The 13,205-nt window shown below is 50.5% G+C and carries 13 protein-coding genes and 1 pseudogene; 7 read left to right on the top strand and 7 right to left on the bottom strand.

Annotation, left to right across the window (positions count from 1 at the left end; genetic code table 11):
• The first annotated feature begins 8 nt into the window (after positions 1-8).
• A complete protein-coding gene (locus ACM1PF_RS07990; RefSeq protein ID WP_416673871.1) occupies positions 9-245 on the top strand; it encodes a hypothetical protein in 237 nt (78 codons plus the stop codon).
• A gap of 451 nt (positions 246-696) precedes the next feature.
• Here the strand turns inward: ACM1PF_RS07990 and ACM1PF_RS07985 are convergent.
• From ACM1PF_RS07985 to ACM1PF_RS07975, 3 genes and pseudogenes are all read right to left on the bottom strand, one after another.
• A pseudogene (locus tag ACM1PF_RS07985) lies at positions 697-1,108 on the bottom strand (nuclear transport factor 2 family protein).
• Positions 1,109-1,166: 58 nt separating this feature from the next.
• Positions 1,167-1,913, bottom strand: coding sequence for a CBS domain-containing protein (locus ACM1PF_RS07980; protein ID WP_416673870.1), 747 nt, complete (start codon positions 1,911-1,913; stop codon positions 1,167-1,169).
• A complete protein-coding gene (locus ACM1PF_RS07975) occupies positions 1,910-2,368 on the bottom strand; it encodes a site-2 protease family protein (protein ID WP_416673869.1) in 459 nt (152 codons plus the stop codon). The genes ACM1PF_RS07980 and ACM1PF_RS07975 overlap by 4 nt, the downstream gene beginning before the upstream one ends.
• 244 nt (positions 2,369-2,612) lie before the next feature.
• Between ACM1PF_RS07975 and ACM1PF_RS07970 the strand changes: the two genes are divergently transcribed.
• Positions 2,613-2,960, top strand: coding sequence for a hypothetical protein (locus ACM1PF_RS07970; protein ID WP_416673868.1), 348 nt, complete (start codon positions 2,613-2,615; stop codon positions 2,958-2,960).
• 301 nt (positions 2,961-3,261) lie between these two features.
• On the opposite strand, the gene ACM1PF_RS07965 is transcribed toward ACM1PF_RS07970, so the two are convergent.
• Both ACM1PF_RS07965 and recR read right to left on the bottom strand, forming a co-directional pair.
• A complete protein-coding gene (locus tag ACM1PF_RS07965) occupies positions 3,262-3,582 on the bottom strand; it encodes a hypothetical protein (protein ID WP_416673867.1) in 321 nt (106 codons plus the stop codon).
• A gap of 282 nt (positions 3,583-3,864) precedes the next feature.
• On the bottom strand, positions 3,865-4,485 hold the full coding sequence (gene recR, locus ACM1PF_RS07960; RefSeq protein ID WP_416673866.1) for a recombination mediator RecR: 621 nt from the start codon (positions 4,483-4,485) through the stop codon (positions 3,865-3,867).
• A 175-nt stretch (positions 4,486-4,660) separates the two neighbouring features.
• On the opposite strand from recR, the gene ACM1PF_RS07955 reads away from it, so the two are divergent.
• The 5 genes from ACM1PF_RS07955 (at position 4,661) to ACM1PF_RS07935 (ending at position 10,377) form a co-directional block, all read left to right on the top strand.
• A complete protein-coding gene (locus tag ACM1PF_RS07955) occupies positions 4,661-5,104 on the top strand; it encodes a hypothetical protein (protein ID WP_416673865.1) in 444 nt (147 codons plus the stop codon).
• Between the two features lie 454 nt (positions 5,105-5,558).
• Positions 5,559-6,317, top strand: a complete 759-nt coding sequence (locus tag ACM1PF_RS07950) for a MinD/ParA family ATP-binding protein (RefSeq protein ID WP_416673863.1) — start codon at positions 5,559-5,561, stop codon at positions 6,315-6,317.
• A gap of 11 nt (positions 6,318-6,328) precedes the next feature.
• Positions 6,329-7,360: a glutaminase A gene (gene glsA, locus ACM1PF_RS07945; RefSeq protein ID WP_416673861.1), complete on the top strand. Its 1,032-nt coding sequence runs from the start codon at positions 6,329-6,331 to the stop codon at positions 7,358-7,360.
• The gene (locus tag ACM1PF_RS07940; protein WP_416673859.1) at positions 7,350-9,518 is read left to right on the top strand and encodes a PAS domain S-box protein; all 2,169 of its coding nucleotides are present in this window, start codon (positions 7,350-7,352) and stop codon (positions 9,516-9,518) included. Before glsA ends, ACM1PF_RS07940 begins: the two co-directional genes overlap by 11 nt.
• 139 nt (positions 9,519-9,657) lie before the next feature.
• Positions 9,658-10,377 carry a Uma2 family endonuclease gene (locus ACM1PF_RS07935; RefSeq protein WP_416673857.1) on the top strand — a complete coding sequence of 240 codons (720 nt, stop codon included), beginning with the start codon at positions 9,658-9,660 and terminating at the stop codon, positions 10,375-10,377.
• Between the two features lie 48 nt (positions 10,378-10,425).
• Here the strand turns inward: ACM1PF_RS07935 and argS are convergent, their stop codons facing one another.
• Both argS and ACM1PF_RS07925 read right to left on the bottom strand, forming a co-directional pair.
• Positions 10,426-12,189, bottom strand: coding sequence for an arginine--tRNA ligase (gene argS, locus ACM1PF_RS07930; protein WP_416673856.1), 1,764 nt, complete (start codon positions 12,187-12,189; stop codon positions 10,426-10,428).
• 176 nt (positions 12,190-12,365) lie between these two features.
• Positions 12,366-12,986, bottom strand: coding sequence for a CP12 domain-containing protein (locus ACM1PF_RS07925; protein WP_416673855.1), 621 nt, complete (start codon positions 12,984-12,986; stop codon positions 12,366-12,368).
• Positions 12,987-13,205: the final 219 nt, after the last annotated feature.

Genomic DNA, 13,205 nt, shown 5'->3' with positions numbered 1-13,205 from the left:
TTTCGATAATGAGAGATTTTGTATTAGATGCTCCAAGTGCCAACCGCTACACCTATTTTGTGGCTTACTATGGCAAGCAATACCAGAAACAAACCGCTGTATTGCATGTTCAGCATGACTTCACCGACTCTATCCAGGTATTACACTTGAAGATTCGAGACCGAATCAATGAAGTTTTAGGAGACGATACACCTTCTTGCTACCATATCCTGGCACTTGCAGCTCCAGAGGCTATCCCTGTGTAGTTTTCTGCTCTGCTGACTGGCTCGATCGTCCAGGTGGAATGGTCTGATGGGTTCGATTGGCTAACTCAGGTTTGCCATGCTAGTAGAAGCGAGCGTGAATTGAGCAACCGTAGAGCGGGCATCTTGCCCGCGCAGGGGAAGCCTGCACTACGAAAGGTGGGCGTATTGTTGCCGAGGTCTACTAGCTCGCTATCGCAGGTTTACCACCATCAATTTTTGCTTTGAACTTTTACCTGAGCTAACCCGGTTAATCGCTTGATAAAGCATCCCCTTGTCCTCCATTCATGCCTGTTGAATGAGGCGGGGGGATTATTGCTCTATAAATCTGGATATCTGGTTTGCTCTCTGGTCAATGCAGGCTGAGGGACTTGAAGCAGGGGGTGGACAGGCTCACCCTACTCTGGTTCTAATCTGGCTCCTGGCTCGTTCCCGGCTCCCGACTCCCAACTCCCTATCGTGACTGTTGCCCTGGAGGTGCTGCGGGCATAATCGGGCTACCGTGATGGTGGATTAAGTACCAGTTTCCCGCCATATTTTCAAAAATGTTGGTTCCCATCGACTGAATCGTGACTTGCCTGCCCTGAATGATTTGGGAAATTTGCTCCACCAGAACGATGTACCCCAGGTTGCCGCTGGCATCAGCCGTAATGATACTGGTGGAAATTTGAAACATTTCCGTATTTTGAAAAATTTGTTCCCACGCCATTCGGATTTGCTCCCAACCGCGCAGGGCGCCGACCGGGATGAATGCAAAGACAATCTGTTCCTTTTGACCAAAGGGTACTCATCGCTTCAATGTCTCTTTGCTCAAAGGCGCGATAGAAATCTTGATTGGCAGCAAGAATTAGTTGAGTGTCAGGCATGGAATTTGTAAAAACCAAAAACAAGATTAGCTTAAACCACGATCGCTCTGTCGGGAAGTTAATCTGTCGCAGTTTTGGCCAGAGCAGGAATCTGTAGTCCTGGTGGATAAGCCCCCTCTTCTTTGATTTGCTTGATCAGTGCTTCAGGAACGGGGATTTTTAGCTTGGCTGCCAGGGCCTGTACCACATCACCCCGATCGATTACTCCAGCCACTGCTCCGGCTGGAGACAAAACGGTAATCCGCCGGACGCTTTCGGCTTCCATCCGGTTGATTACATCGGTTAAGGGTGTGGATTCTCGGACAGATGGAATCTCGGTAAGGGGGTGAATAATGCTGTGCAGCGTTTGGTTTTCCCACTGACTCCGCTCGATCGCACTGAGATCTTCCACAGCGACCAGTCCGCGATAGCGACCGTCCGACGAGGCGTAATACACTTCAGAATGGGCCACTTCCCGCTCCAGATAGCTCTGGGTAAATTCATTCAGGCTCATCTCTGCATCTACGACCCGAAAGGCTCGCGTCATGGCGGTTGCTGCATCCAGGTTCATCAGTGCTTCCTGGAGATCAGTCACCTGGCTATAGGCTCTGGCATTCCGCACTCCAAACCAGCCCAGTAGAGCTAACCACAATGAGTTGAGGGGGAACGGCGTAAAATAGCCCATGACTCCCAGGAGGATTGCAGTCCAGCCCAGGAGTTGCCCTGTTCGGGCGGCCCAGCGAACTCCCTTCATGCGGCTGCCTGTCAGCTTCCAGACGATCGACTTTAAAACCTGTCCACCATCCAGGGGGAGTCCTGGGATCATGTTGAAAACGGCCAGCAAGATATTGATTCGGCCAATTCTTGCACGACTCGTTGGGCAGGATCCGGTAGAGGTAGGAGAAAATCCGCCAGCAGTAGGGCAACAAACAGTCCAAAACTAACGCCAGGCCCTGCGATCGCCACCTGAAACGCCTGTCCTGGTGTTTTCGATTCTTGATCGATCGAGGCGACTCCGCCGAACAGAAACAGCGTGATCGAATTCACCTTGATGCCCTGCGCCATTGCCACAAAGCTATGACCCAACTCATGGAGCAGCACCGAGCCAAACAGCATCAACGCCATCACCAACCCAGCGACCCAGCCCCAGGTTTCTCCCCAGTTCTCTTGTTGCCAAACTGAACCGTAGTAAAAGGTGACTAACCCCAGGATTAAGAACCAGGAGGTTTCAATTCGTAAAGGAATACCCAGGATGGAGCCGATCCGGAAACCTGATTTCATGAAGGACTTTCCAATGTGTCTAGTTCAGAGAAGCGGGTTCGATCGAACTTTCAAGGACAATACCGTTGAATCCTTTCCTCGCCCATACATTCTCTGTACTTTCAGTCTACCCCGATGAAAAGTTTATGAACGAATCCTTTAAGGAGTGGGGAGTCGCGGTAAGGACTTAATTCTTCATAAAGAGATTCCCAGTTGGAGGGGGCAATGGGTATGCTGGGGCAATAGGCCTATCATGAATCTTTGAATGCTTGATTTAATTAACGTCCTGTTTGAATTTTCCCGAACTCACTGCGTTGCCATCTGTGCCATGCTGGTTCCAGCTAACTTACTAGCCACTTCCCAGACCCTGCTCTTTACGGGGTTGGGTCGTCCGATCGCCCAGGTGCAATTCATGGCAAAGATCTCCAGCCTCTACGCTTTGCTCATCCTGCTGCACGTATTTACCTGGTTATCGATCGGGGTTGTAATGGCCCCTACGTACATCCTCACCTTTTTAGGATGTCTGTGTTTAGTCAGTAATCTGAGTGCCGTTGCGATCGCCACCAGAGGAATCTCGGCTCACCGCATCGTCAAATTAGTGGAACTGGGATAAGCGCGAGGCAGAAGGTAAAAAGCAAAAGTGGTAAAAGCAAAAGTTGAGCCTTGGAACACGTAATAGAGCGATGGTGAGCATAGATTGGTTTAACTGGTTCGCCAGCACTTTAGCCTTTTCGTTGCTAATGGGTAGCTTTCTGTTGATTGCCGCCCTGCTCGTGTTCAAGCGCAAACGTTCCTGAGCGTTGCTCCTGTTACCTGGCACTGTCACCTGGCTCCCGTTAACTAGACGCTGCTGATGGACTGGGCAGGCAGGATATTCCCCCCACAAGCATTTCAGCTGATTTAATTTGCATTTCCTAAGAAATATTCGATCGATGCACCTGAAACTCCTGTTCCAGAGACGGTGTTTGGATTTCAGCTTCAGCAAAGGTGCGCAATTCGGCGACTTTCGCTTCCAAAGACTGAATGCGTTCTTGTAACCGAGAGTGAATTCCTGCTGTTCCAACTGCAACGCAATCTCGACAGGCTTCCCCCAGGGCCACACCGCGATCGTTATAGATCACTGCCAGTAAAAACTGATTCTGTTGATTCCTGACAGGATAGGATCTTTGACCGCAAAGGGTACAAAATACTGGCGCGTTCCCTACGTAAATGCTGGGTTCCCAGACTATCTTCATGGACAACCTCTGCTACGACTCTTGCTGCAATCTATCCTGAGTACCTATCCAATTTAGTTTATTCTTTAACAATTTTTAAGATAAATAGCAAAATAAAAGCCCTACAACGAGGTTGCAGGGCAGGGACAGTTAAACGCTAATTCCAGTGTGTAAAAGGCAATTGCGATCGCCCTCTACCTTTGTGCCGATTTCTGGGGTGTCCAGACCGGAAAAAGGGGATGCGATCGCTTCAAGGGGCTAGTTTCTGAGGCAAATGTCTGGAAATCCTTACATTAAAAAGTCTTAATCCAGTTCCCGTCGTCCCTCCAGGGCCCGAGCCAGGGTCACCTCATCGGCGTACTCCAGGTCACCTCCCATCGGCAAACCAAAGGCAATTCGCGTTACCCGCGTAAATGGTTTGAGCAATTGTCCAATGTAGAGTGTTGTGGTTTCACCCTCGACGCTGGGGCTGATGGCCAAAATGACTTCTTTGATCTCCTGCTTGCCAACTCGCCGTACTAACTGAGCAATATTCAACTGATCGGGCCCAATTCCATCCATGGGTGAAATCAGTCCGCCCAGAACGTGATATTTGCCGCGATACTCACGGGTCTTTTCCAGCGCGATCACATCTCTGGAATCGGCAACGACGCAAATAGTATGGGAATCTCGATTGGGCGATCGGCAAATTTCACAAACGGGTTCTGCGGACAGGTGAAAGCAGACCGAACAGAGTCCTACCTGCTGCTTGGCTTCCAGAATTGCCTGGGCCAGTGCTTGAACTTCGGATTCTGAACGCTTTAGAATGTGCAGAGCTAACCGCTGGGCTGTTTTCGGCCCAACTCCCGGTAAGCGCTGGAGCTGCTCAATTAATCGAGCCAGCGGACGAGTGTAGACAGTCAGATTTCCCCCTTCTCTCGGCAATTCTTCCAGAATTACATCATAACGAGTAGAACCACCATGTAGGATCAGAGAACTTTTTACGCCGAATTAAGTCTTTTTATCAAGAATTAACGCTTCCCCTTGCAAGTTGCCCGATGGTTTGGGTATGACCTTGAAAAGGTGTAGTGCAGGATTAAGTAGCTGAATCTCAAAAACTATGAAACCTTTAAAGCTTCTGACTCTGGGTCTTTTGACTGCAACTGCGATCGGTTCATTGCCAACTTCAGGTGATGCCCGTACCAGTACGACTTGCTACAGTGTGGATGCCAAGCGGGGTTGGCAGTATCTGCAACTGTCTAATACCTACAGCCGCGTTACCCGCATCAGAGGTTCCTGGACGGTCGATGTTTTGAACCTGAATCGGGTCGGGCCTCAGGGATACTCTAACCTTTCAGAGATTGAGGGGTATGACGGGTTCAGCTACGACGAAACAATTCCTCTGGGAGCATTGCTAGTGGGTGTACCGGGTTCGACTTACAGTTGGTTAAATGAACCTCAGGATCTTTTGCAGCCAGTTAATATCGTTGCCCTGCGCATCAATGATGATGATTTCACGCTGGGAAATAACTTTGGGTCACTACAAGTCTGCTTTGGTAACTGAGGCGCATAGATTCAATAACCTGGGCAACGTGTTACTTCGCTAATTGGGTGGGCAAGACTTCGGACTTCGGCGTGAGCTCAGTCGAGCCGTCGAATCGCTGCCTGCCCCACAAGCATTTCAGCTGATTCAATTCGCATTCCTCAGATAACGTTCGATCGCAGAATGCATTCCGACGCTACGGGAATCAATTTGCAATCGTCAGATGGAATTGGTATGCTGCACCAGAGCATCCTTGGCCTAAGCCTCGAAACAGTGCGTCAAAGAAATAAAACGAACAAAGTGTTCATGGATTTCCGTATAGGAAACTACTTTGTTTGATATCTTTTTGTTGCTTAGATACTTTAAAGCAATAAAAGTTTTTACAGAACTCAGTCAGACAAGTCTGTTACTTAGATATCTGATACTCAGATAGCAGACTAACTTTGTTCTTTACGCTAATCATTCTGTACTAATAATGCCTAAGGTCGTCTCTATTCATTCCTACCGGGGTGGTACGGGTAAGTCTAACTTCACTGCCAATTTGGCAGCTACCGTAGCTGCATCAGGAAACCGGGTTGGGGTTGTAGACACCGATGTTCCCTCTCCGGGAATTCACAACCTCTTCTGTCTGGAACCTGAACAGATGGGCAAAACCCTCAACAATTACCTGTGGGGGGAAACGCCGATCGAGGAGACCGCTTATGATGTCAGTGCCAATATTGGGCTGGAGGGGGAAAACCGTTTATTTCTGGTGCCATCCAGTGTTAAAGCCGATGACATTGCCCGCATTCTCAAGGATGGCTACGATGTCCGGCTGATGAATGATGGATTTCGCAGTCTGGTGAAGTCTTTACAGCTTGATTATTTGTTTATTGATACCCATCCGGGATTGTCAAAAGAAACCTTTTTGTCGATCGCCATTTCCCATGTTCTGATTTTGATCCTGCGCCCGGATAAGCAGGACTACCAGGGAACCGCCGTCACGATGGATGTGGCACGGCAGCTTAAAGTTCGCAAAATGTTGCTGGCAATCAACAAAGCTCATAGCAAAATCAACCCGGAAGCATTGAAGCAGAAAGTTGAAGCAACCTACGGAGAAACGGTAGCAGGCATCTTTCCCCTGTCGGAAGATATTGTGCAGCTTGCCAGTGAAGGGGTGTTCTGCGTCACCTATCCCGATCATCCCATTAGCCAGGAATTTCGCAGCGTTGCTCAGCAAATCATGGAGGGGTAAGGAGAGAAGCTATGTCAGGAATCGGAGATTTGCAATCCCTTACCAGTTCCATTACAGCAGCCACATCGCCCTTTCGCAACTATCTCAACGATCTGTACGAGAAGTATCGATCGCTAAATGATGGGGTAGTCGCAGATTACATTCCCGAATTAGCACTGGCCAAGCCAGAATGGTTCGGCATTTGTGTCGTCACCGCCGATGGTCAGGTGTTTGAAGTGGGCAATTGCGATCAGCTGTTTACGATCCAGTCTATTTCTAAGGCCTTTGTGTTTGGGCTGGCCCTGGAGGATTACGGGCGGGAGTACGTCAACAGCAAGGTGAATGTGGAGCCGACGGGGGAGGCGTTTAATGCCATCGTCCTGGATGAGACTACCAATCGTCCCTATAACCCAATGGTGAATGCAGGGGCGATCGCCACGGCCGATTTAATCAAAGGTTCAAGCGGCACCGAACGGCTGAAGCGGGTGCTGGAAATGTTCAAACGCTATACCGGTCGAGAACACGATATCAACGTGCCGGTGTTTCTGTCGGAAAAGGCAACGGGCCATCGCAATCGGGCGATCGCTTACCTGATGCTGAATTTTGGCATGGTCAGCGAGAAGATTGATGAAACGCTGGATCTCTATTTTCAGCAGTGTTCGATTCTGGTGAATGCGCGGGATCTGGCGATGTTGTCTGCCACCTTAGCCAACGGCGGCGTGAATCCGGTGACACAGGAACGGGCGATCGATGAACACTATGTCCAGGATGTGATCAGCGTCATGCTCACCTGCGGCATGTACGATGCATCGGGCGAATGGTGCTATCGCGTGGGGATGCCGGCCAAGAGTGGGGTGGGTGGTGGCATTACCGCCGTGGTTCCGGGCAAATTGGGGATTGGCACCTTCTCACCGCCGCTGGATCCCAAGGGGAATAGCGTCCGCGGCATCAGGGTCTGCGAAGATTTGGCTCAAGATTTTGGGCTGCATCTCTTTAACGTGGCAAAAGCAGAGCGAGATTTGCAGGAGTGGATTGCTGGCGGGGAGGGTATTAATGACTGGTAGAGCGAAGCGTCAAACCCTGCACAAACTCCGCCTCCGTACTACCCTCGTCGTTCCCTTTATTCTCCAGATCATTACTGCCGTTGGGCTGGTGGGCTTCATTGCCTACCGCAGTGGCCAGCGGGCCGTTAACGATGTCGCCAGTCAGTTGCGAACGGAACTCACCCATCGGATTACAGAAAAGCTGGAGTCCTACACAGCCGCGCCCAGGACAATCAATCAGTTGAATGCAAGTGCGTTTGCCCAGGGCGATCTGGATATCAGCAATCCCAGGGGGGAGCATTACTTTTGGGAGCAAATGCAGATTTACCCCACCCTCAGCTATGTCTATTGCGGCGATGAGGCGGGCAGTTTTTTTGGAGCCAGTCGCACGTTTGATCAGGGAAACTCGCAGGTGATTCTGCACTACAGCAATGCCTCCACCAACTTTATTCGTCAGGATTTTGGCTTTGATCAGCAGGGGAATCGCACCATTCAGGTTGGCACCCTGGATCGCCCCTATGATCCCCGAACGCGCCTCTGGTATGAAGCCGCCAGGGAAACGCAGCAGGCAGCCTGGAGCGACGTTTACATCGCCTTTGCCACCGGATTTCCCACCATCACCGCCAGCCTGCCGGTCTACGATTCCCAGGACAATACGCTGATTGGGGCGTGCGCCACGGACTTCTTTCTGCCGCGCGAGGTGAACCAGTTTCTCAAAAGTCTCCAGATTGGCAAAACTGGCACGGCTTTTATCATGGAGCGATCGGGGCAATTAGTCGCCACGTCCACCGAGGAGCCGATCGTACAGGAGAATGGGGAAGAAAGCGATCGGCTGTTCGCCACAGACAGTGAGAATGACACGATTCGAGCCACCGCTGAGGATCTCACCCGCCGCTTTGGAGATTTCAACGAGATTCAATCCGTGCAGCAACTGGACTATCGGCTCAATGGCGCACAGCAGTATGTTCAGGTGGTGCCGTTTCGGGACAATAATCTGGACTGGCTGGTGGTGCTGACCATCCCAGAAGCCGATTTTATGGAGCAGATCCATGCCAGTCGGCGTAATACCTTGGGATTGATGCTGGCAGCGTTGGTGGGGGCGATCGCCATTGGTCTGTTCACCTCCCGGTGGGTGACTCGTCCTCTGCTGCGGGTATCCGAAGCCTCGAATCAGTTTGCCCAGGGTGATCTTGATCAACAGGTTGAACCCAGCCCGATTATTGAAGTAGATACGTTAGCAGGTTCCTTTAACCGCATGGCGGGTCAACTGAAGGCATCTTTTGAAGCACTTCGCCAGAGTGAGGCGACTAACCGCGCCATTGTCACTGCGATTCCAGATCTGATGATTCGCGCCAGGGGGGATGGGACGTACCTGGATATTGTCGGGAGCGATCGCCTACAAGGAGTCCACGGGGTGCAAAAATTTAGCCCAGGCAATACGGTTCATGAGTCTCTCCCTCCCGATCTGGCAAATTTGCGAATGCATCATATTCAGCAAGCCCTCACGACGGGAGAACTCCAGGTCTACGAACAGCAAATCTCGATCGACGAGCAAACCCAGGTGGAGGAAGTTCGGATCCTGGTGCTGGGAGAGGATGAGGTGCTGATCATGGTGCGGGATATTACGGCTCGGAAGCGGGCGGAAGAGGCACTGCGCATTGCAGAGGAGAACTACCGCAGTATTTTTGAAAATGCCCTGGAGGGAATCTTCCAATCCTCGCCGTCTGGAGAATTTATTAGTGCCAATCCCGCCCTGGCGAGAATGTATGGCTATGACTCTCCGGCTGAAATGATGGCTAGCATCACCAATATTGGGGAACAACTGTATGTCGATCCCGAAAAACGGGCTGAGTTTCGAGCACTTCTGGAACAACAAAATGCAGTTAAGAATTTTGAGTACCGTTGCTATTGCAAAGATGGTAGTACTATCTGGGTCGAAATTGATGCCCGTGCCGTCAAAGACAATAATGGCAAGATTCTGTATTACGAAGGGATTGTTCAGGACATTAACGATCGCAAACGCCGTGAAGCGGAGCTAAAGAAGCAACTAGAAGAACTTCAAATTGAAATTGATCACCAAAAACGCGAGAAAGAAGTCGCACTGCTGACCAATAGTAATTACTTCCAGGAAGTGCAGCAGGAGATTGCGGAGGTGAACCTGGATGAGTTTTGGAGTTAGAGCGCAACTCATCTTTCCCTGGTCGCGTTCTTTCGAGTCAGAGTCGAGATGACGAATAGCGGCTATTCTGTTAAGTGATTATTTCCCTCAAGTTATACTGAAAGCCATATTGGAAAGCCTCTTACCGGAGTATCTGGCTATGGTTCGTCTGGATGAGAATCTCCCTGGGGTTGGTGAGGACATTGCTGACGAGATTGGGCTGCCTCCAAGCAACTTATACAGTGACGAACCACCCTTGGAAAGCGACCTCCACCGCCATCAGATTGACCTGCTGATTCGACTATTGAAAGCCTGGTGGCACGATCGCCCAGACTTCTACATTTCCGGCAACCTGACTGTCTACTACAACATGCAGCAGCTAAAAACGCGGGACTTTCGTGGGCCCGATGTGTTTGTGGTGCTGGGAACCGAGAAGAGAGACCGTCGCAGTTGGGCAATCTGGGATGAGGGCGGTAAGTATCCCAATGTAGTGATTGAACTGCTCTCTAGCTCCACTGCCAGGGTGGATAAAGGAGCAAAGAAGACGCTGTATCAGGACGTGTGGCGGTTGCCGGAGTATTACTGGTTTCATCCAGAGACGTTGGAGTTTGCCGGGTTTCGGTTAGTCAATGGTAGTTATGAAGCGATCGCCCCCACCGAAGCAGGACATTTGCCCAGTCAGCAGTTAGGATTACAGCTAGGCATTCATGAGCGGCAGTTGCGCTGGTTCACGGCAGAGGGTGAGCTGATTCCCCTACCCGAAGAAGCAGAACGGCAACGGGCAGACCAGGCGCAGCAACGGGCAGAACAAGAACGTCAGCGAGCCGATCGGTTAGCTGAAAAGTTGCGGGCGTTGGACATTAACCTGGATGAGGTTTGAATCTAATCAGGTTTGCGAGTGTCTCAAAACTTTCTCATCCCTTAAAACCTACATCCGCTCCAGTACAGGAATGCCTAACAGCGATAGTCCCAACTTAATCGTTTCTGCCGTGATGTGAGCCAGGATCAGCCGCGAAGTCCGATCGGGTTCTGCCGCTTGCAGGATGGGGAGGCGATCGTAAAATCGGTTGAACTTCTGGCTCAGTTCAAACAGGTATTCGCAGAGGCGATTGGGGTAAAGATTCTCCTCCACGATCGCTAGCACTTCATCCAGTTGCAGTAAGTGTTTCGCCAGAGTTAGCTCCTCTTCTTCCTGTAACCCGATCGGTGCGTCAGTGCCCAGGGTTGTAAAATCAATGCCGCCTTTGCGACTGATGCCCTGTACCCGCACATAGGCATAGAGCATATAGGGAGCTGTATTGCCCTGGAGAGCCAGCATGCGATCGAAGCTAAAGACATAGCCACTGGTGGGATTCTGGCTCAGATCGGCATATTTGATGGCACTGATGCCGACGACCCTGGCCACGTGGTCAACAAATTCCTGAGATTCCTGCCGTCCTTCTTCCTGCAAGCGTTTCTCTAAATCGGCACGGGCATGATCGATCGCATCATTTAGCAAATCCAGCATCCGGGGTGCTTCCCCCGATCGACTCTTGAGTTTTTTGCCATCCTCTCCCAGGATGTGCCCCAGGGGAATGTGAATAAATTCAAGATCATCCGTTAGCCAACCCGCCCGTCGTGCGACCTGAAACACCTGCATGAAGTGGTTGGTTTGCTCTACACCCACTGGATAAATCGATCGCTGTACTTTATCTACATTGACCCGATACCGAATCGCTGCCAGATCCGTTGTGGCATAGTTATAACCCCCTCCGGATTTCTGCACAATTAACGGCAAGGGCTTTCCTTCCTTATTGGTGAACCCTTCTAAAAACACGCACTTTGCGCCACTATCTTCCACCAGCAAGCCTAATCTTTCCAGCTCTTCCACCACATCAGGCAGCATGGAATTGTAAAAAGATTCGCCCCGCTCCTGAATCTTGGGGGATAGCCCCATCAGTTCATAAATCTTGCGGTTGGTACGGTTGGACAAGCCACAGACAATTGTCCAGGCGTGAATGGTTTCCTCATCCCCTGCCTGGAGCTTGACCACCGCTAAACGGGCTGCTTCCTGAAACGCCGGGTCTTCGTCAAATCGTTTTTTTGCCGATCGATAGAAAGAAGCCAAATCTCCTAAATCCAGGGAGTCTGAAGTGGCCAGAGCTTCTGGATAAGCCTCTTCCAGGTAAGCGATCAGCATCCCAAACGGTGTGCCCCAGTCCCCGACATGACTCAGATGTAGCACCTCATGGCCCAAAAATTCTAGAATTCGCGCCAGACAATCCCCGTTCACCGAAGGGCGCAAGTGTCCAACGTGCATCTCCTTCGCAATATTGGGACTGGGGTAGTCTACGATCACCCGCTGGGGCGGTTCGGTGGGGGCAATCCCTAAGCGAGGATCGGCCTGAATTGCTTTTAGCTGGGTTTCCAGATAGCGAGTTTGGAATGTGAAGTTGATAAATCCAGGGCCAGCAACGGTTGGCGGTTCGCAAAAATCTGCGACATCGAGATTTTGCACAATTTGCTCAGCGATCGCCCTGGGAGCCTGCCCCAACCGCTTGGCTAACGACATTGCAACGTTTGCCTGATAGTCGCCAAATTTAGGATTACTTGCTGGCACCAAAATGGGGTCAGTTCCCGTCAGTTCCTTGCCAAAGGCAGCGACCAGAGCGGCTTCCAGACGAGTTTTTAAAAGGGCGATCGTGTTCTTCATAGGTTGATTAGAGATGGCAAGCCAGACATTTAACTCTAACGTATACCAGGCCCTGATCAAGCTTCGGAATACTCGATCGAAACTTCAGCTTTGATGGGATACGACCTGAATTCAATCTCAGTCCCATCTCAAGTTTCAGTCAGAGGGAGCCTGGCGTGCCCAAGCCCAGCAAAGTCCTAACTGTCGTAAATCCGAGCTTCCAGTGCATCAGGATTTTCTTCACAATAGGATTCAAAAGCAGTTTTGGTTTCGTAGAGCTTTCCAGCTTTTTGATGAGATGCTTCTGCCTGCAACTCTTCTACCTCATCCCAGGCGACTGCACACTCTGTAGAAGTTGCTCCTTTCTCAGCACAGATCGTCCGGGCCCGTTCGATCGCCTGCTGAATGCGCTCTGCCAGCACGACTTCCTTAGGCTGCTCGACGAAGTCTCCCTTGAGCAAAATATCTCGAATCGATACTACGCCCAAAAGTTCTCCTTTAATGACAGGAGCTTGATGAATCCCGGTGTTCGCAAACAGCCGTGCCACGTACTCTACACCCAGGTCTGGATTAACGACGATACAGGGTTTCGTCATAATGTCGCAAACACGCACCCGCTTGGGATCTTTACCATAGGCAGTTACTTTATATACCACATCAGTTTCCGTGATAATGCCATAGGCATCTTGTTCATAGCGGCGATCGACAATCAGAGTATGAGTCCCTTTGTCTTTCATGAGTTTGACGGCATCGGCTACCGTTGCGGACCCACGAATTGTGACTGCGTCCTTCGTCATTACATCTGCCGCTTTTAACATAAATTCACCTCTTGAGCTTCCGTCCCCATTGTTGCGTATTTTCGACACATTTCTTAAAGAATCTAATGATTTTTACCTTTAGTTTTGACCCTTAGGAATACGAATTTAATCACCTAGGATTCTTATGGGGTGCGCATCTTGCCCGCCCAGTCAGCGAAGTGAAACGTTGCACAGGTTATTTAATCCATGATCCTTAGTAACGATCGAAAATAACCCGGT

It is taken from the genome of Egbenema bharatensis FJBBOT/2019, assembly GCF_048077055.1.
Taxonomy (GTDB): Bacteria; Cyanobacteriota; Cyanobacteriia; order Elainellales; family Elainellaceae; genus Egbenema; species Egbenema bharatensis.
Note: the sequence above shows the minus strand (reverse complement) of the source record. Positions and strands in the feature narration are given on the sequence as shown.